The 20,310-nt window shown below is 30.8% G+C and carries 12 protein-coding genes and 5 pseudogenes; 15 read left to right on the top strand and 2 right to left on the bottom strand.

Translation table 11 applies throughout. The annotated features are described in order from the left end of the window. Window positions 1-759, bottom strand: a 759-nt coding sequence (locus U881_RS11165; RefSeq protein ID WP_024653832.1) for a plasmid maintenance protein, incomplete at its 3' end; no start/stop codon positions are given. 855 nt (window positions 760-1,614) lie between these two features. Between U881_RS11165 and U881_RS0107555 the strand changes: the two genes are divergently transcribed. The 15 genes and pseudogenes from U881_RS0107555 to U881_RS0107455 form a co-directional block, all read left to right on the top strand. Continuing rightward, a complete protein-coding gene (locus U881_RS0107555) occupies window positions 1,615-7,881 on the top strand; it encodes a BTA121 domain-containing protein surface lipoprotein (RefSeq protein ID WP_024653831.1) in 6,267 nt (2,088 codons plus the stop codon). A 1,190-nt stretch (window positions 7,882-9,071) separates the two neighbouring features. Continuing rightward, window positions 9,072-9,212, top strand: a complete 141-nt coding sequence (locus U881_RS13390; protein WP_235048162.1) for a hypothetical protein — start codon at window positions 9,072-9,074, stop codon at window positions 9,210-9,212. Window positions 9,213-9,542: 330 nt separating this feature from the next. Next, complete coding sequence (locus U881_RS0107540; protein ID WP_024653830.1) at window positions 9,543-10,223, top strand: coiled-coil domain-containing protein; 681 nt, start codon at window positions 9,543-9,545, stop codon at window positions 10,221-10,223. A gap of 270 nt (window positions 10,224-10,493) precedes the next feature. Further along, a complete protein-coding gene (locus U881_RS0107535) occupies window positions 10,494-10,730 on the top strand; it encodes a hypothetical protein (protein ID WP_024653829.1) in 237 nt (78 codons plus the stop codon). Beyond that, on the top strand, window positions 10,727-10,945 hold the full coding sequence (locus U881_RS0107530) for a hypothetical protein (protein ID WP_160164818.1): 219 nt from the start codon (window positions 10,727-10,729) through the stop codon (window positions 10,943-10,945). The genes U881_RS0107535 and U881_RS0107530 overlap by 4 nt, the downstream gene beginning before the upstream one ends. A 49-nt stretch (window positions 10,946-10,994) precedes the next feature. Further along, window positions 10,995-12,158, top strand: a complete 1,164-nt coding sequence (locus U881_RS0107525; RefSeq protein WP_038364064.1) for a variable large family protein — start codon at window positions 10,995-10,997, stop codon at window positions 12,156-12,158. A gap of 102 nt (window positions 12,159-12,260) precedes the next feature. Then, window positions 12,261-13,270, top strand: a pseudogene (locus U881_RS11155) (variable large family protein). A 468-nt stretch (window positions 13,271-13,738) separates the two neighbouring features. Then, the gene (locus U881_RS0107515) at window positions 13,739-14,830 is read left to right on the top strand and encodes a variable large family protein (protein ID WP_024653826.1); all 1,092 of its coding nucleotides are present in this window, start codon (window positions 13,739-13,741) and stop codon (window positions 14,828-14,830) included. Between the two features lie 544 nt (window positions 14,831-15,374). Then, window positions 15,375-15,506 carry a hypothetical protein gene (locus U881_RS13580; RefSeq protein WP_268744163.1) on the top strand — a complete coding sequence of 44 codons (132 nt, stop codon included), beginning with the start codon at window positions 15,375-15,377 and terminating at the stop codon, window positions 15,504-15,506. 550 nt (window positions 15,507-16,056) lie between these two features. After that, window positions 16,057-16,823, top strand: a pseudogene (locus U881_RS12925) (variable large family protein); the annotation flags it as partial. A 743-nt stretch (window positions 16,824-17,566) separates the two neighbouring features. After that, a complete protein-coding gene (locus U881_RS0107480; RefSeq protein ID WP_024653824.1) occupies window positions 17,567-18,253 on the top strand; it encodes a Vsp/OspC family lipoprotein in 687 nt (228 codons plus the stop codon). A gap of 706 nt (window positions 18,254-18,959) precedes the next feature. Beyond that, window positions 18,960-19,170: pseudogene (locus U881_RS12005) on the top strand (variable large family protein); the annotation flags it as partial. Window positions 19,171-19,449: 279 nt separating this feature from the next. After that, on the top strand, window positions 19,450-19,578 hold the full coding sequence (locus U881_RS13575) for a hypothetical protein (RefSeq protein ID WP_268744162.1): 129 nt from the start codon (window positions 19,450-19,452) through the stop codon (window positions 19,576-19,578). 21 nt (window positions 19,579-19,599) lie between these two features. Beyond that, window positions 19,600-19,704, top strand: a pseudogene (locus tag U881_RS12920) (variable large family protein); the annotation flags it as partial. A 29-nt stretch (window positions 19,705-19,733) separates the two neighbouring features. Then, window positions 19,734-19,949 (top strand): annotated as a pseudogene (locus tag U881_RS0107455) (variable large family protein); the annotation flags it as partial. A gap of 192 nt (window positions 19,950-20,141) precedes the next feature. Here U881_RS0107455 and U881_RS12915 read toward each other — a convergent pair. Next, on the bottom strand, window positions 20,142-20,310 hold a 169-nt coding region (locus U881_RS12915), incomplete at its 5' end, for a variable large family protein (protein ID WP_038364061.1).

Genomic DNA, 20,310 nt, shown 5'->3' with positions numbered 1-20,310 from the left:
ATAAAAATCAGCTTTTTTCATAAGCATTTCTGAGTTCTCTTTAGAATTCTTTTCTTTTTTATAGCTTATTTTAGCTTTATTAATTACATGCGGATTTTGCTCATGCGACATTACGGTTGTATGTTTCTGTTCATTATGTTTGTTTAAATTAGGTTGACTTTCATATGTTTTAGGATTTTCATCTTTTGTAGAGTTTGTATTCCAATGCTGCATTGTATCTTCTATATCTTGGTGAAAATCGCTGACGATTCTTCTATTTTTTAGATTTTCTTTCAGACGTTCTTTTAGATATTCGAAAATTATTTCTTTGTGTCTGTGTACAAATTTTATGTTCTGTATATAGTGGGAGATGCTTCCATTGCCAACGCCAAGCCTTCTGATTTTGGATTTAATCAATCCGATTTCATTTAGAATTTGGATGTCTCTTTCAATAGTTCGTTTACATACCTTTTTATATCCATCGTTTTCTAATAGTTTACTTACCATATTTTGTATATCGCTAGCTGAGTATTCTTCAACACCACTTGATTTTTTATAATCTTTATTTTTAGTGTTTATTGCCCAATAGATCTTAAGCATTCTATTGTATCGTTTAAATGTTTTGATTACTTGTAATCTGACCTGAGATACGGAGATATTTATTATTTCAGGTGATGTTTTGTATTGATTTAAGTCAACAAGACCTTTTAGTATTGATTTAATTTGGCTCTTTGTGCCGGTTGATTTGAAATTTTTTTTATCTTTTGTTACTATATTCATATAGTCCTTTTAATCCAAAGGTTAAATTTTGTTAGGGCTTTGGATTATATTTTTTATTATATATAAAAATTTCACTCTTGACTAGGTTTGAGGTCAAGGTGATTTTTTTTTTTCTATAAATTTGAGAAATAATTTTTGTGAAATTGCGATGCATGTGATAGTAAAAAGATTTATGTCAACAGTTAGATTGAGCTGAAATTAGGCTTGATGCAAAGATAGACAAATTTGCGTGATGCTAGGTTAAACAAACTTGATTAAAGGATAGAGATTTTTAAGAGTGAGTTAGGCTAAACTAATTTTGATTGACTTTGATTAAGATCAGGTTGTGAGTTATGTGATTTAAATAACAGTTAGTTTTATCCTAGACAGTTGATTGATGTGATTGTTGTTTCGTCTTTGTAGTTTAATTATTTGTGCTTTGAAAGAATATTTAGGTATTGTATAGTATATGCAACTAACTTGTGTGAAGTTGGTTGCATTACGAATTAATAATTTTATCACACAATCACACAAGTTTAGTGATTAATTAGTGAGGATATGAGAAAAAAATACAGAGTTTTTTTTTAAGAAGATTAATGGTTCTTTAAGAGAGATATGTCCGAAAGGTTTTTAAGTTTTGTGTCTGAGGGATTGTAATATTGATTTAATAGAACGAGGGAATATAGGAATTAAAGTTTTTATATTAACTGTTTATTTATGTTTATATATTAGTTTTGTTGTCAAAGTAATTGGGATATTTTTATAAATCCTATTATTTATTTAATTATCAGGTTTAATTTAAATAGAATATATTATATAATATATATCATAGCTATAAAATTAAAAATATAAATTTAAAATATAAGGAAAATATTTATGCCGGAAGATAAAATATTAAAAACTATAAAAGAACAATTAGATGAGAGTGAAAAGGTTGCCTTATCTTTTTTTAAAGGTGCCGTAACAGGCCTTAATCCAGGTGATCCAGATGATCATAAGCTTGTAACACATTCAAAACAAGCTTTTTATTTGTTTATAACATACATAGGTATTGACAAACTTAAAAAGGTCTTGTCAGATATTGTAATAACATTAAATGCAAAAAAAGAAGCAGAAGAAACTATTGAAAATTATAATGGTTTAGACAAAAGCATGCTTACACAGAAATTACAATATACAGAAGTAACTTATATAAAGTATTTAAAAAGCATTTGTAATGCTCACTGTTTTGACCAAGAATACTATAATTTATTGATCAAAACAGATAATGCATCTCGATTTGAAAGTATTACTAATGCTATCAAATATTATAAAATAATAGAGCGATTGCATGATGAAGAAAAATATGCTTTAGCTTTCCTTGAAGATTTGATAGCAAATTTTAATTTAAATGATACTAATGATTGTAATAAGTTTGTAACTCATACGAAGCAAACTTTTTATCAATTCATACTGAATACAGATGATATTGATAAACTCAAAGTAGTGCTATCAGGTATTGCAACGACATTAAATGTGAAGGAATCATCAGGACGGGCTATTGTAAATTATAATGGACCTGTAAAAGATATACTTATACAAAAGTTACAAGATGCAGAAACAAACTATATAAGCTATTTAAGAAGCATTTGTAATACTTCTTTTTTGAAGGAAATGTATGATAATTTATTAAGCAAAGCAAATCATGCATCTGAATTTGAAAGTATTGGACGTACGATAAGTTTTTATAGTCAGATGATAGATCAACTAAATAATGAACAAAAAGAAGCTTTAGCTTTTCTTGAAAATGCTATAACAATTTCCAATTCAGGTGATCCATTTGACGATTTTTATATAATTCATACAAAACAAGCTTTGTATCAGTTCATACTGGATGTCGATGATATTGATACATTAAAAGTAGTTCTGTCAGGTATTCAAAAAACGTTAGAGGTAAAGGAAACAGTAGGACGTACTATTGAAAATTATAGTGAACCAGGAAAAGATATACTTATACAAAAATTACAAGATGCAGAAACAAACTATATAAGCTATTTAAGAAGCATTTGTAATACTTCTTTTTTGAAGGAAATGTATGATAATTTATTAAGCAAAGCAAATCATGCATCTGAATTTGAAAGTATTGAACGTATGGTAAGTTTTTATAGTCAGATTATGGAACAACTAAATGATGATCACAAGAAAGCTTTAACTTTTCTTGTGAATGCTATAATAAACTCTACTTTGTATGATAAGTTCATACAAAATGTAGGTCAAAATATAGATATTGATACATTCAAAGTAGTTCTGTCAGGTATTCAAAAAACGTTAGAGGTAAAGGAAACAGTAGGACGTGCTATTGAAAATTATAGTGAGCCAGGAAAAGATATACTTATACAAAAATTACAAGATGCAGAAACAAACTATATAAGCTATTTAAGAAGCATTTGTAATACTTCTTTTTTGAAGGAAATGTATGATAATTTATTAAGCAAAGCAAATCATGCATCTGAATTTGAAAGTATTGAACGTATGGTAAGTTTTTATAGTCAGATTATGGAACAACTAAATGATGATCACAAGAAAGCTTTAACTTTTCTTGTGAACGCTATGATAAACTCTACTTTGTATGACAAGTTCATACAAAATATAGGTCAAAATATAGATATTGATACATTCAAAGTAGTTCTGTCGGGTATTCAGAAAACATTAGATGTAAAGGAAGCAGTAGGACGTGCTATTGAAAATTATAGTGGGCCTATAAAAGATATACTTATACAAAAATTACAGGATGCAGAAACAAACTATATAAGCTATTTAAGAATAATTTGTAATACTTCCTTTTTGAAGGAAATGTATGATAATTTATTAAGCAAAGCAAATCATGCATCTGAATTTGAAAGTATTGAGCGTACTATAAGTTTTTATAGTCAGATTATGGAACAACTAAACGATGATCACAAGAAAGCTTTAACTTTTCTTGAAAACGTTATAATAAACGGTTCATATGATCAAGGATTTGTAATTCGCATAAAAGAAGATTTGAGTCGGTTCTTACTAGACACATATGATATTGACAAATTCAAATCGGCTCTATTAAATATTGCAAGGACATTAAATGTTCAGGAAACAGCAGAACGTGCTATTGAAAATTATAGTTCGCCAGGAAAAGATATACTTGTGTCAATGTTAGAAGATAAAAGGGAAAGATACATAAGCTATTTAAGAAACATTTGTCATATTTCTTCTTTTGAAGAAATATACGATCTTTTATCAAGAGAGGCAAAGCATGTATCTGAATTTGAAAGTATTGAACGTACTATAACTTTTTATAATAGTACTTATAGTAGTGTTATAAAGCAATTAAGTGTTGAGGAAAAAGATGCATTAACATTTTTTCTTGAGAGTGTTGTTATGACAAATCCTGATCCGGATGACAATGATTTTATAATTCATATATTGGATAACTTTAGTCGTTTTGTCAAAGATATAGGTATTAATAAGCTTAAAAAAGTTTTATCAAGTATTTCAATTACGTTAAATTCATATAGGGAAGCAGAGTTTGTCATTGCAAATTACAATGGTCAAAAAAATGTAGTTGAACAAATATTTAAAGATGAAAAAGTAAGATATAGAGAATATTTAAAAAGTGTTTTTGATACTGAATATGGTTCGTGGAATGATGTTTACGATAAGTTGATTCAAGAAAAATACGATACCTTCCTATTGGAAGCCATTATAAATGGCATATATTCTTGTTATAATGCTTTTGATAAAGTCATAGAACAATTAAATTTTAATGAAAAAGATGCTTTAATGTTTTTTGAAAAGGTTGTCACAAAACCTAATTTAGATGATCCAGATTATCTAGATTACAATGAGTTTTTAATTCATATAGAAGAGAACTTTAATAGGTTCATACGAGGTATAAGTATTGATAAACTCAAAACAATTTTATTGCAGATTGTATTAACATTAAATACAAAAAAAATAGCAGAAGAAGCTATTGTAAAGTATAATAAACCAGGAAAAAATATCCTTTTATCAAAGTTAGAAAATAAAGGAAGAGAATACATAAAGCGTTTAAAAAACATTTTTAATCTTTTTTCTGTTAAGGATGTGTATAATAAATTATTAAATGAAGCAAATAATTCATCCCAATTTGAAAGTATTGTGAGAACAGTAAGTTTTTATAATAGTATTATAGGAAAATTAAATTCTAAAGGGAGAGATGCTTTGACATTCCTTGAAAATTCTATAATAAACACTAATCTGGATGATTCAGATGACTGTAAGCTTATGACTTATACAAAAGATCACTTGGATCAGTTTATATTGGGTGCAGATGATATTGGTGAACTTCAAACAGCTTTATCAGGTATTGTAACAACATTAAATGTAAAGAAAGACATAGAAGTCTCTTTGAATAAGTATACTCAGGCAGGAAAATATATTCTTGCACAAAAATTAAAAGATACCGAAATAAAATACATGAAGCATTTAAAAAGTATTTTTAATGTTTTTTCTCTTAAGGATATGTACAATAAATTATTAAATGAGTCAGATCATTCATTTCAGTTTGAAATTATTGAGAAGGCTATAAGTTCTTATAATTATCTTTTAGAAGAATTAAATGATGAGGAAAAAAAGGCTTTCATTTTCCTTGAAGATTCTATAGTAAAGCCTAATCCAGATGATCCAGATGATGCTGAGATTACAATTAGTATAAAACGAAATTTTGATCAACTTATACGGACCGTAGGTATTGCTAGGTTCAAAATGGCTTTAAAAGATATTGAAATAACATTAAATTCAAAGAAAGGAGTAGAAGAAGTTATTGCAAGGTATAACATACCAGAAAAACATATATTTATGCAAATATTGAAAGATACTGAAGTAAAATTCATGAAATATTTAAAAAGTGTTTGTAATACTTCTTTTTTTAGAGAAATATACGATAATTTATTATACAAATCAAACAGTGCATTCAGCTTTACAAGTATTGCAACTACGGTAACATCTTATAATAGTATTGTAGAAAGTTTAAACAATGAAGAGAAAGCTGCTTTGACTTATATTGAAGACTCTATAACAAATTCTTATTCCGATGATTTTAATGATGATGATGAGATTACAGTTCATATGAAACAAAACTATAGTCGTTTCATACAGAATACATATGATATTCAGGAACTCAAATCAGCTCTAAAAGATATTGTAATAACATTAAATGCAAAAAAAGAAGCAAAAGAAGCTCTTAAAGAGTATACCATACCGAAAGAACATATATTTGTGCAAATATTTGAAGATATCGAAATAAAATACATGAAGCATTTAAAAAGTATTTTTAATATTTTTTCTTTTAAGGATGTGTACAATAAATTATTTAATGAAGCAAATAATTTATCTCAATTTGAAAGTATTACAGATACGGTAAAATCTTATAATAGTATTGTGGAAAGATTAAGCAATGAAGAGAAAGCTGCTTTAACTTTTCTTGAAAACTCTATAACGACTCCCAAGTCAGATGATTTACATTATCATGAGATTGTGGTTCAGATAAAACAAAACAACTATAAGCAACTTATACTAGATACGTGTGATAATATTAATAGACTTAAAGAAGTTTTATTTGATATTGAAATGACATTAAATTCAAGAAATGAAGCATACCTTTTTATTGCAAGTTATAATGGATTAGATAAAGATATACTTAAAGAAAAAATTGGAGATTTAGAAATAGAATACGTGGAATATTTAAAAATAATGTGTAATACTTCCTCTTTAACGGAAATGTGTGATAATTTGTTACACAAATCGAACAATGCATCCAACTTTACACGTATTGCAGATACGGTAAAATTTTATAATATTGTTTATAATAGTATTGTAGAAAGATTAAGCAATGGAGAAAGAGCTGCTTTAATTTTTCTTGAAAATTCTATAAAAACATATAATCCTGATGATTCGTATGATTTTGTGATTACGGTTCAGGCGAAACAAAACTATAGTCGTTTCATACAGAATACAGATGATATTAATGAATTCAAATCAGCTCTAAAAGATATTGTAATAACATTAAATGCAAAAAAAGAAGCGGAAGAAGCTCTTAAACAGTATACTAAACCAGGAAAAAATGTTCTTGCACAAAGATTGGAAGATGCAATAGCAATGTATGTAAAGCATTTAAAAAGCATTTGTAATACCTTTTCTGTGAAGGAAATGCTTAATAATTTATCAAGCAAAACAAACAATGCATCTAAATTTGTAAGTATTGTAACTAAGATAGAATCTTATAATACTACTTATAATAATCTTATGGAAGGATTAAGTGATGATGAAAGATGTGCTTTAATTTTTTTTGAAGACTCTATAACAAATCCTTATCCTGATGATTTGAATTCTGATGAGATTACAGTTCAAATGAAACAGAACTATAGTCGTTTCATGCAGAATACAGGTGATATTAATGAATTCAAATCAGCTCTAAAAGATATTGTAATAACATTAAATGCAAAAAAAGAAGCGGAAGAAGCTCTTGAACAGTATACTAAACCAGGAAAAGATATTCTTGCACAAAGATTGGAAGATGCAACAGCAATTTACGTAAAGCATTTAAAAAGCATTTGTAATACTTCTTCTGTGAAGGAAATATACGATAATTTATCAATTAAAACAAATCATGCATCTAGGTTTGTAAGTATTGTAACTAAGATAAAATCTTATAATACTGCTTATAATAATCTTATAGAGAAATTAAGCAAAGATGAAAGAGATGCTTTAACTTTTCTTGAAAGTTCTGTGACAATGTGTGATCCAAATGGCTCTGAGTTTATTACCCATACAAAAGATAGTTTTTATCTTTTTATATTGGAAATTAGTATTAGTAGACTTAAGGCAGCTCTAAAAGATATTGTAATGACATTAAATGCAGAAAAAGAGGCAGAGGAGGTCCTTGAAAATTACTTTTGGGCAGACAAAAATCAATTTGTACAAAGGTTACAGAATGAAAAGGCAAATTATATAAAGCACTTAAGGAAAATTTGTAATACTTACTATTTTGATGAAATGTATGATAATTTGTTAATCAAAACAAACAATGCATTCCAATTTGTTATTATTGTAATTTGTGTGAAATTTTATAAAAAGCTTATAATAAAATGATATGTTAATAAGGTGTTGAGCAAGTGAGTTAATGATAAAAAAATATTTACATAGAATAAAATAATAAAAGTAAGAGAGCAAATGGCTCTCTTTTATTTGGATGTTCGAGTTGAAAATTAATGGATGGTAGTAATTTAGATGCAAGAGTGTATTTTTCTCTGTATGTGACATAAGGTTCATTTACTTAACTTTTAATTATGAGCCCGATCACCTTTCATTTTTTAGTACGATTTTTTAACAAATTAGTAGGATTTGAAACATCTTCTGATTTTCTCGATTTAGTGGTAGAGACGTTTTTGGTTAACATTATTTATAGATAAAGTGTTGCCTATACTTATAAACATTAAGTGAAAATAGATATTCTTATTGAGTAAATCTTGATGTTTTAAGGCTACTTTTATAGCAATTTATTTCATTCAAAGAAGAAAAGAATATATTAAAGAGTGATAAGAGATAGAATAAATATTTTCAGCTTAATTTGTATATTTTGAATAAATTATTATCAGCTCTTATGGGTGAACTATTCCGTATGAGGGTTAGGATAACTTGTGTTCTTTATTTGTTGATGATTTTAGGGTATGGGACGTGTAAATGTAGAAGTGATATTGAGTGATAGTAGTGATGTTAGCGATTATAATTTAACAGGAACAGAGGTACAGAGATTTATAAAAATTCTCTAAATTAAGTGAAGTAGAACTTATTTGTGTTGAAGAAGGCTTTAACAAAGAAACCGCCATGATAAAAGAAAAGTTATCAGAGCTTGATAATCAGTATAGCAAAGAAATTGATTTTCTAAAAGAAGCTTAGTGTAAGGGATAAATATTTGATGAAGAATTTCAGAAACTCATTGCACAGGTTAAGAAAGAATATCAAATTAAAAGACAGCAAGAGAGCCGAGGGATAATTAATGCAGAAGATTCTAGGAAGCTCGAAGTAGAGCGTTTAAAAACTTGAAGGATTTAGAATATGAACGTATTAAGGCTGAGGCGGAAGTGGGCAAGTTGAATACGTATAATTGGTGTGTTGGAAACAAAGTCGGGATTTGGCTGATGCTGAAAAGGCCTTGGATGAGATTCTGAAAAGAATAATAAGAGTAAGATCTTGCAGCTACTGTGGAGGAGATTAAGTTTGTGCGTAAGGGTTGCTAGGTTCACAACACAAAACCTACATATATGCCTGGTGCAGGATTAATGACTAGTGAAATGGGGTGGAATGAACTTATAATAGTAACATCAGCTCTCATTGATGAGAATTTGAGAAAGCTTGAAGCAAGAATCATTGCAGAAAAAATTAATAAAATGCAGAAAGTTGAAGAGAGTAGTAATCGTTAGGTTATAATTATTAATTGTAACGGTGATGTGTGAGATGCTGATAAGCTTGTTCGTATGCTGAAAGCTAAAAAGCATGCAATGGTATTTCTAATGTCTTATTAGAAAAATATGTGAAAAAAATATTGAGACAATACTCAATAAAAATTTTTATTGAGTATTGTTGTATAATTCTCGTTTGTACACAAAAACATAATTTGTTATCGTTTTTGTGTTACCCCATTAATAAGACCAATAACTTCAGTTGTTGGTCTTATTCTTTTTCTCCTAAGATAGCACTTATTGCATATGTTATAATTAAATAAAAATTGAAAAAAATCATTGAGGTTAAATATGAGTGTTGCAGTAAAAGAGCAGATATATGATGAACAAGTAGCTAAGAATTCAGTTAGGTCTGAGAGAGTTAGAAAAGATTATCATAGTGGGGCATTTGATGGGCAGATTATTAGTTATTATGTGCTCGAAGAAAAATTTGATCTTCTTCAAGATAGGATGATGGATAATTTTCACTATTTAGATGATAAGATAAGTATACTCAAAATTGATATGAATGATAAAATAGATAAACTTGATGCAAAGATAGATGGAGTAGAGACTAGACTTAATGATAAAATAGATAAACTTGATGCAAAGATAGATGGAGTAGAGACTAGACTTAATGATAAAATAGATAAACTTGATGCAAAGATAGATGGAGTAGAGACTAGACTTAATGATAAAATAGACAAGCTTGATGCTAGGGTAGATAAGTTTGAAGTTAGAATGGATAAACTTGATGCAAAGATAGATGGAGTAGAGACTAGACTTAATGAAAAGATAGACGGAGTTAAGAGTGATTTGGTACAAGTGAAGTCTAATTTGACTTTGATTGAGAGTCGACTAGGCTTGATTGAAAACAAGTTAGGATTTAAGGGGCAGTTAGTTTCATCTTTGACGGTTATTGCTACTCTTGCTGTGTCATATTTTGTAGCACAAGTGTTTGTGATGTTAGGCAAATATTTTTCTATTTCATAATATATATAACATATTTGTATTAAGTTGTTACAACTATTTCATCACAAGTTGATTTCAGTATAGATTAATTGAGAGTTGTATTGACTATTTTTGTTTGATTGCATATTATTTTTACTAATTTAATCTTTTTGTTCTCTTACTTGTTTGTTGTAATATTTTTATTCATTGATATATTAGTGTTGGCCTTGGGAAGGCAGTACTAATAATTTATTATGTGACTTTGTAGAAAATTATTTTGCTTTGTTTTTTTTGTAGATATAATTATATAATATGTGTACTAAAGTTGAGGGTAAAAACACTATTAAGAAAGCTTTAAAAGAGATTCTTTATGAGAAACCTTATGATTCTATTCTGTGTAGTATTTCAAAAAATATATATGAAAAAGAATTTAATTCTAATTCACAAGTTACTATCGAAGATCTTGGTCATATTCTAGAAGAATCAAGTATATTTGTTTTTAGGATATTTTCATTGCATATTTTGAGGATATGTTTGATGATATTTTGAGAAATCATGTTGCATATAGAACTCGTATATCTTTCAGATATTATTTCTACGATGAAGTGGTCAGTGGAGATGAGAGATATAGCAAGTTAATACGAATTTTCGATTTTTTAGAGAATGGAAATGAAAATTGTGAATTTCCTATGTTTGCTGGTGGTATTTTTTCGCCAAAAAATATACGTTATTTAAGTAATAGTGAATTATTAAGTAAAGAATAACTTAGAAAAATTTTAGTCAAGTGATTTAATAGAAAATCAAATTAACTTTATGGTGGCAAATCTATATTCGTTGAGTCTTGAACATTTTTTTACACAGTCTTTGGTAGAATTGGGAAATGATTTTATCAGTGTTTTTACGTCTTTTGGGGATATTGTTGGGAGTGTGTTGGGGTTTAATGTTAATTCTAAGAAATCGGATGTTGGGAAATATTTTAAGACAGTGCATGATACTGTAAAAGGCACAAAGGATAAACTTAATAATATTGTTGCTGATATGAAAAGAGAAGGGAATCCGAATGCGGCGGGAGTAGAGAGTGAAGTAAATAAATTTGTTAGTGAGACTCTTGATAAGATAATAGAGGGAGCTAAGACTGCTAGTGAGGCTATTGGTGATGCTAGTGATCTCATTGGGAATGTTGCTGCTGGTGGTGGTGGAGCTGCTGCAGGTGCTGGTGGAGATGTTGCAGGTGCTGGTGGAGATGTTGCAGGTGCTGGTGGAGATGTTGCAGGTGCTGGTGGAGATGTTGCAGGTGCTGGTGGAGATGTTGCAGGTGCTGGTGGAGATGTTGCAGGTGCTGGTGGAGATGTTGCAGGTGCTGGTGGAGATGTTGCAGGTGCTGGTGGAGATGTTGCAGGTGCTGGTGGAGATGTTGTAAATCTAGTAAAGGGAATTAAGGATATCGTAGATGTAGTGCTTAAAGGTGTAGGAAATGCTGAGGCTGGTACCGATAAAAAGGCTACTGATGGTTCTAGTGCAAGAGGTGCTGCTGCTGATAATGAAGCAGGAAAGTTATTTGACACAGTTAATGCTGGTGATAGTGCTGACAAAGCAAAAAAATCAGCAGCCGATGCAGCAAAGGCAGTTGGAGCTGTAACTGGAGCTGATATTTTAAAAGCTATGATTAAGAATGGTATTGAGGATTCTGCTAAGGCTGCTTCTGCTAAGGATGGAACTATAGCAGGAGCTATAGCGTTAAGAGCTATGGCTAAAGGTGGGAAATTTTCTAATACTAGTGCTTCTGCTACTCCTGATGTTGTTACCGCAGTTAAAGGAGCGGCTTTAAGTGCAGTAACTAAGGCATTAGATATTCTAACTATTGCAATAAGAAATACTATTGATGCAGGACTTAAGGAAGTTAAAGAAGCTATGAAAATTGATGCTAATGATGCTCATGTAACTTTTGGTGATAAGATACCTGAAGCTAAAAGTTAATAATGAGAATTAATAAGAGAAAGTAGATTGAGGAAAACACTTTTCTAGTGATGCATTAGAATTGTTTTCCTTTTTGGCATTTAGTATGTCTGATTAAAGGTTATGGGATGTAATAATGGGTTGATAGCGGAGAAAGAGGGTTAGAGAAGAGGAATAGTTTTTTAGAGTCATTAGTTAAGATCGGGCAAGGGTTTCAGGAGATTTTTAGTAGTTTTGGAAGTGCTGTTGGAAATACATTAGGAATTAATGCTATTAAATTTGATGATAAGAGAACTAAGGTAAAGGAATATTTTCAAAATCTTGGAGATGGATTACAAGGAACTAAGGATAAATTAAACGAATTTTCAAAAAAAGTGGTTTCTACTTTTCATTCCGATATTACGGGTGTTAATTCTGTTATTCAAGGTTCTAGCGTAATTTTTGCAAAATTAATAGCGTCTGTAGGTAAGCTTGCTGGGGCTATTGGTGATACTGACATTGGTGATGCTAATTCTGCTGGTGGTGGTATTGCTGCTGACAAAGTTAGTGTTGATGCTTTTATTGAAGGAGTGAAAGAGCTAATTGAGATTGCTAATAGCGTTGGTGTGAAGATAAATGCTGGAACTGCTGGTAATTCTGTAAATAATGTTGCCGGTGCTGCACCTGATGCGCTTGGTGGTAATGTTCAGGCTGCTGCTAATTCTGGTCCCAAATTGGCTGCTGAAGTGGCCAAAGCTGATCCATGGGCAATGATTGATAAGATTAAAAATGCTACTACTGTTGGCTTTGTTGCTGCCAATGATAATAATGCTGGACAATTAGCTACTGGAGCTCCAAATGCTAATGGTGCTAAGGCGGCTACTAATGCAGATTTAGCAGCAGCTGTTGCACTGAAGGCTATGACTAAGGGTGGTAAGTTTACTCAACCTGCTGCTAATGAAGATGGTGCAGTGAAGGCAGCAGCCGCAAGTGCAGTAAATAAGGTACTAGGAGTATTGCATGTAATCTTTAGGAAAGTAGTAAATCTTGAACTTGATAAAATTAAAGAAGCTGTTAATGGAATAAAATACTCTGAGACTACTGGAATTAATGTTCTGGAAGATGGTATTACTCAACCTACTGCTACTAAATGAATAAGCAATAAATAAACCAAATAATAAGGTCGAAATATGGTAAACACTTTTTTCTTTGTGTAGGAGAGTTGTTTTCCTTTTTGGTGTTTTATTATGTTTTATTAAACATTTTTTATTTGTTCTTTTAACAGTTGAATTTTAATTTATATTTCATTAATTTTTATTTCATTTTTTCTATTGGAGTAAAGTTATAGAAAAGAGAAGAAGAGACTCAATAAAAGAGAGAAGGGAATTTATAAAAAGAGAAGAAAGGAATGATAAGAGAAGGAAGGGAACTTTTAAAGAAGAGAAAGAAGTATGTATTCTGAGTAACTTTTTTTAGAAGGAAGGAGAGCTTATTTAGGAGAGCTTAGTGAGAAGAGCTTATTTAGATGAGCTAGAGAGGAAAGGGAAGAGAAGGGAGCTTTAGATGATTAAGGATTTAAAGATTGGGGGGAATAAAGAGTTGATTAAGGAGGGAAAAAGTAGATGAGAGATATTAGAGAAATAAACGTTAATTATTATAAGAGTGGGGGTATTGGAAAGATGAAGAAGGTTATCAAGAGAAGTTTGATTATTATGATGATTTTGGGAGTGATGGGATGTGGACAACAAGTACAAAAACCGGGAGAGCAGGATGGATCATCAGGAGAAGGTTTAAAATTAGGTGAAACAACTAAGTCTGTGTTTTCTGCATTTGTAGATTTAATAACAAATGCTTTGGGAATATCAGTTACTAGTGCAACAAAAAAAAGTGATGTATCAGATAAGTTCAAAGATTTAGCAAGTTCAATAGATAGAGCGATCAGTCAAGTACACTTAGCAGTAAGCAAAGCAGGAATAAATTTTGAAGAAGTTAAAGATGGAAGCGTAGTGCAAGCAAGAAAAACACTTGATGAACTAAAGAAGCATATTACTTCTTTGCAGACTTTAACTAACGAAAGTTTAGTGGTAAGTGGTGTTACAGCATCTTCAGCATCAGGAGTAGGAGGCGTAGGTTCTAGTGTAGAAGATGTAAAGGGATCATTAATAGCACTAAAGGGAATAGTTGCTGCTAATACTAATAAAGGAGTTGAGCCTAAAAACAATCAAAAAGTATCTAGTGATGAGAAAGAAGGAGGTAAGGTACTGTTGACAGGGGGAGCAGGAGCAGCAGTAGCAGCAGATGCAGCAAAAGCTTTATCAATAGTAACTTCAGTAACAGGTGAGGAAATGCTGTACGCAATATCATCAGCTGATGAAGCAGATGTTTCTATTGCAGCTAACATAAATACAGCAACTGATCCAAAACACGCAGTAAAACTTGCAGTGACAGGAACAGCAACAACTGCAGCTGATGCACAAAATGCAAGTAAAGTAGCATTAGCAGGAGGAATAGCGTTACGTTCTTTGCTTAAAGGTGGTAAGCTAGATGCAAACGCAGCAGCAGCCGATACAATGGCGGTTAACGGAGTAGGAGTAAGTGCAGCAAATAAACTATTAAGAGCAATAGAAAACATTGCTCAAGTAATAATAAAGCAATGTTTAGAACAGATAGAACAAATATTAGGTGATGGCAAATCAAAAATCGTTAAAGAATAAATAAGGTAATAAGGTATTAGGAGAAATCAAGCAAAGAGGGAGTTTTACTGTAGTAATTAAGTAGTTGGAATCATCATACTTATTATGTAAGGGAAGAAGTTAAGAGAGCTAAGAGATAGGCTCTCTTTTAGTTTTAATTTAAGATATGTTAGGATATTCATTGTTCATTTTTTATTTTTTAATTATATTTCATTTATTTGTATTTGTTAAATTTTGTTTTGTTGGGTTTTTAGTTTAAAGCTAATAAAGTGTTATAGATTTGTCTTTATTGTTATTTATATCTTGTATTAATTTAGGACTGTTTTTTTCATTATTTATGGTATTGATGGTGGGATTAATAGTGGGTTATTAGCAGAGAAAGAGGGATTAGAGAAGAGGGATAATTTTTTAGATTCTTTGGTTAAGATTGGAGAAGGGATTTATGAGATTTTTGGTGTTTTTTGTAAAATGCAATTGGGAATGAATTAGGATTTAATGTAGTGAAATCGGGGGATAAGAGGAGCAAGGAGGAGAACACTTCGGGAAGATAACAAAAGGATTTGAAGTGACTAATGGGAAGTTAAAAGAGCTAACAGGTGAAATCTCTATTGCGAGGAATGTTGATAAAAGTGCAATTAAAGTAGTTGAGGATGCAATTAAAGGAGCAAATGAAATTTTTGATATAATTAGTTGGTGACCTAACTAAACTAGCTGTTGTAATTAATGATAGTGATGTTGATATTGGTGATACTGCTAATGTTGCTACTACTACAGCAGCTGCTAATGCAAATGATGTCAATACAGTAATTGAAAATTTAAATGCAATTGTTGAAGTATCAAAGAAGTTAGGCATAGAAATTAAGCCTGGAAATTCTGTTTGTGCGATGGCTAATGGAGATGGGCCGAAAGTGCTAATTCACAATACTGTTTCTTCTCTGCTGGCGTTGGTCCTAAACTAGCAGAGAAAGTATCTAAAGCAGATTTATGGGCAATGATTGACAAGATGAAAAGTGCTAAGACTTCCACTACTCAACCTGTTGCCGACAATAATAATGAAGCAGGAGTACTAGCTACTGGTGCAGCTACTGCTTACCGCTGCTGGTGCTAAAAATGATGCTGACATTGCTATTAAAGCTATTAAATAGATCGTTGAATTAAATAATAAAGTAATTTAAGGAAAATACTTTATTTCTTGCTGTAGGAGAATTGTTTTCCTTTTTAGTATTTGAGTATGTATAGTTAAAAGAGGTACATTGGCGATAAAGGCGGAAACAAAGAAGAGTGAAAATAGGGAAGTATTTTAGTGATATTGTTGAGACAATGGGAACAGTAAAAACAGAATTAAACACTATAGTTTCGGAGTATGGGAACTATTTGAAAGTGAAAGAAGTAGTGGAAAAGTTTATTAGTGGGATATTAGATAAGATTGAGGAAGAAAAGCGAAAGAGGTAGTAAAAGGAGCTACAGGAGATGTTATAGGAAATGATACTGCAACTGGACATGGAGCTACTCCTGTTAGTAAAGATGCAGTTATTTCTCTTGTTAAGGGGATAAAGACAATTGTTGAAGTTGTTTTAGGGAAAGGAGATGGTAGTGCAGATGCTGATAAAACAGGAGGAGATGATAAGAAGGATATTGGTAATCTATTTGTTGATGATGCTGGTAAGAGTGATGGAAAGAAGAAAATATTGCAAAGGCGGCAGCAAGTATAGGGGCAGTGAGTGGAGTAGATATATTGCAAGCAATAGCTAAATCTAAAGAGAATCCTGTTGTTAATGATACTGAGGGAATTGAACAAGCGGGAGATGCGGGAGAAATTGCGGTAGCTCCAGTTAAGGTTGGCAAGAAAGAAATTAAGGAAGGAACAAAGAAAGATGCAGTAATAGCAGTGATAAATACAGTAGATAGTGGATTAAAAGAGATAAATGAGGTATTGGCTGAGGTTAAAGAGGAAGATAAATCTGTAGAAGCTGCTAGTACTGCAGAGACATCAACTAGTGGAAAAAATAAATAATTATCTATAAAAAATTAATACTAAATATTTAAAGGAAACACTTTTATTGTTCTATATAAGGGAACATAGAAGATGTTTTCTTTTATTTAGTGAGATATTTTGATTTTTATGTTGATAATTATTTACTAATAATTCTTTATTTTTGTTTGTGTCTTGTGTTAGCAAAGGAGGAAGACTTTAAAAGGTGGTTATAACTTGATGTTGATGTTGTTATTTTAATCTGTGAAAGATTAAAATGTTAAATTCTCAGAAATTGCAATTTTGAGCTAGCTGACTTATTAAGGGAATTAAAGAAATAGTTGCAAGCTTCATTTATTATTCCTTTCAATGTCTTATATGCATTTTTTAATTCCTCTTCATCTGCTGTTGATCCTTGCTCATTCATTTATCATGTGTGAATATCATTTATTCATTTTTATTGCGTTTTTTTTTGGGAGTAAAGTTAGAAAGAGAGATTCATAAAAGAAGAGAAGGGAAGTTATAAAGAATAGAAGAAAGAAGGATGAAGACCGAGTAACTTTTTTTAGAAGGAAGATGAGATTAGTGAGGAGAGTTTATTTAGATGAGCTTATGTAGAAGGGCTTATTTAGATGAGCTAGAAGAGGAAAGGGAAGAGAAGGGAGCTTTAAATAAGAGGATTTAAAGATTGGGGGGAATAAAGAGTTGATTAAGGAGGGAAAAAGTAGATGAGAGGAATTAGAGAAATAAACGTTAATTACTATAAGAGAGGGGGTGTTGGGAAGATGAAGAAGGTTATCAAGAGAAGTTTGATTATTATGATGATGGTGGGAATAATAGGATGTAATAGTGGTGGATCAGGAGGTGGTAATGGCTCTGGGGGAAAGACACAAGATGGAAAGGAGAAAGAAGGCATTGTTACTAGGAGTGATGGGAGTCGTTTGGATTTAAATGTCATTAGTGAGAAGATAAAGAGTGCTGTTGCATTTGCTGAGAGTGTTAAAGAAGTTCATGTTTTAGTTAAGTCGGTTGATGAGCTGGCTAAGGCTATAGGAAAGAAAATTAAAAATGACGGTACTTTGGACAATGAAGCTGGTCAAAATGGGTCATTAATTGCAGGAGTGCATAGTGTAGTATCAGCTGTAAAGACTAAAGCGGAAGCATTGGAAACAACAAGTGAAATTTCTAATGTATTGAAAGCTAAGATTACTGAGGTTAAAAATAAAGCCGAAGCATTCTTAAGTAAATTGAAAGATGGGCATGCTGACCTTGGTAAAAAAGATGCATCTGATGATGACACAAAGAAAGCTATAAAGCGAGATAATGGTGATAAAACTAAAGGAGCTGAAGAGCTTGGTAAACTCAATACAGCAATTGATGATTTATTAAGTGCGGTTAATGGTGCAGTATCATCTAAGATTGTCGAGCTTACATTGCCTGCTAAGGCGGCAACACCTACTCAAAGTAGCTAGCCAGAGGGATAAAATTAATTGTAAATATTATATCATTAATAACATAAAAAGCTAAGAGTACTATAATCTTAGCTTTTATTTATTCTATTTTTACATTTACTTCTCTTTTTATCAAAAAACCAATCTTATAATAGTGGTAGTTCTAATGACCCAATTTCTAATGTTGGTTACCAGAGTACTGTTGGTGTTGCTACTAAACTGTCTGATGAAGTGGCTCTAAAGATGATCAATGGGTAATGATTGATAAGATTAAAAATGCTAAGGTCCCATCTGGTGCTTTTGTTGATCATGCTAATTAATGGTTTGTTTGTTTTTTTTATTTGTAAATAATAAAGTTAATTAATGGAGACACTTTGCTATTTATGGAGTATGGTTGTTTTCTTTTTTTTGCATTTTAGTATGTTTTATTAAACATTTTTGATTTTGTGGTTTAACAAGTAAATTTCAATTTATATTTCATCTATTTTTATTTATTTATTTATTTTGCTGTTGAAGTGATGCTAGTAAGAGAAGTAATAGTTCTATTCTAAAGAGAGAGAATGACTTTTTAGAAGTGAGATTTTGTTTAGAGAGATGGAATCTTTAGATGATGAATGGATTTAAAGATAGGGGAGTGTTTTTAAAGAGTTTGCTAAGGAGGGAAAAAGTAGATGGAGAGATATTAGAGGGATAAATGCTAATTACGATAATATAGGGGGGTATTGGTGCAATAATAGCAGCTGGTATTGCGTTGAGAGCGATGGTAAAAGATGGTAAGTTTATTGTTAAGGATACTTGCTGTAAATAAAACAGAAGCAGAAGGAGCTAAGGGTGTAGCAGCTAATGCAGTAAATAAAGTATTATTTACATTAACAATAGCAATTAGGGATACAGTAGATGCTGGATTAAAAGAGATTAATTTGGGAGAAATTAAATAAGGAGATGGTTCTGGGGGTAAGACTAATGAGTAAGTGAGGTAATTTATATAATCATTATACTTATGTAAGAAAGAGAAGATAATAGATTATGTAAAAGAAGTAGTGAAGAGAGCTAAGGAATAAGCTCTCTTCTATTGTTAAGCTATGTTATAGCATTTATTTATCATTTTTTAAATTTTTAATTTACTAAGTGTATTTTCTTAATTCTTTATTCATTTTATGTATTAATTACTTATTTTATTTTGCTTGTTTTTAATAAAAGAAAGGTGGGAACAAAAAATGAAACAAAATGAAATAAAAGTGAAGAATAGTGAAAAGAATGAGAAGAGTAATGGTGATAATGGTGGGATTATAATAATGGAGTGTAAAAAGAGAAGAAATCCAAGAATAAATTTTTATAGTCTTTAGTTGAATTTGGGGGGAATGATTTTTTTGGATGTTTTCACGTCTTTTGGGGGATGGTTGGGAGTGTATTGGGTGGTATTAAGTGTGGAGAGTAAGAAATCGGATGTTGGGAAATATTTTAAGACAGTGTAGGAAACTGTGCAAGGGACATGGTTAGTGATCATAAAAAATCAGCAGCAGATGCAGCAAAAGCAGTTGAAGCAGTAAGCGTTGCTGATATTTTAAAAGCTATGATTAAAGATAGTGGTGATGCTGTTAGGCTAGCTAAAGAAACAACTGGTAATGTTGCTACAGCTCCTAAAGATGGAACTATAGCAGGAGGTATAGCATTAAGAGCAATGGCGAAGGATGGTAAATTTGCTAATGTTAACTCTTATTAAAAATACTAATCACACATCAACAATTGATTTACTTCCTTAATTTGAGGAAGTAAATCAATTAAATAAAAAAAGAAAATACAAATCTCAACTAAACGCAATCTCATAAAATAAAAAAAGGAAAACAACTCTCATACAGAGAAAAGTTTTCCTAAATTTAGTTATATATTTATTTCTATTGTTATTAACTTAAGCTTTAAGAGTTGTCTTATCAGAAATTACAGGAATATCATTAATATTAATTTTCATTGCCTCTTTAAGTTCATTAAGTCCCAAGTCCATTGTTTTCCTTATTGCAATAGTTAACATATCTAATGCCTTAGTAACCGCACTTACTGCTGCTCCTTTAACTGCAGCA

Origin of the sequence: Borrelia persica No12 (genome assembly GCF_000500045.1) — a bacterium.
GTDB lineage: Bacteria > Spirochaetota > Spirochaetia > Borreliales > Borreliaceae > Borrelia > Borrelia persica.
Note: the sequence above shows the minus strand (reverse complement) of the source record. Positions and strands in the feature narration are given on the sequence as shown.

Coding starts and splice junctions, on each gene's coding strand:
- U881_RS13575 (WP_268744162.1), top strand. CDS start 19,450: ATGAAACAAAATGAAATAAAAGTGAAGAATAGTGAAAAGAATGAGAAG.
- U881_RS0107540 (WP_024653830.1), top strand. CDS start 9,543: ATGAGTGTTGCAGTAAAAGAGCAGATATATGATGAACAAGTAGCTAAG.
- U881_RS0107555 (WP_024653831.1), top strand. CDS start 1,615: ATGCCGGAAGATAAAATATTAAAAACTATAAAAGAACAATTAGATGAG.
- U881_RS0107525 (WP_038364064.1), top strand. CDS start 10,995: ATGGTGGCAAATCTATATTCGTTGAGTCTTGAACATTTTTTTACACAG.
- U881_RS13390 (WP_235048162.1), top strand. CDS start 9,072: ATGACTAGTGAAATGGGGTGGAATGAACTTATAATAGTAACATCAGCT.
- U881_RS0107535 (WP_024653829.1), top strand. CDS start 10,494: ATGTGTACTAAAGTTGAGGGTAAAAACACTATTAAGAAAGCTTTAAAA.
- U881_RS0107515 (WP_024653826.1), top strand. CDS start 13,739: ATGAGAGATATTAGAGAAATAAACGTTAATTATTATAAGAGTGGGGGT.
- U881_RS0107480 (WP_024653824.1), top strand. CDS start 17,567: ATGAAGAAGGTTATCAAGAGAAGTTTGATTATTATGATGATGGTGGGA.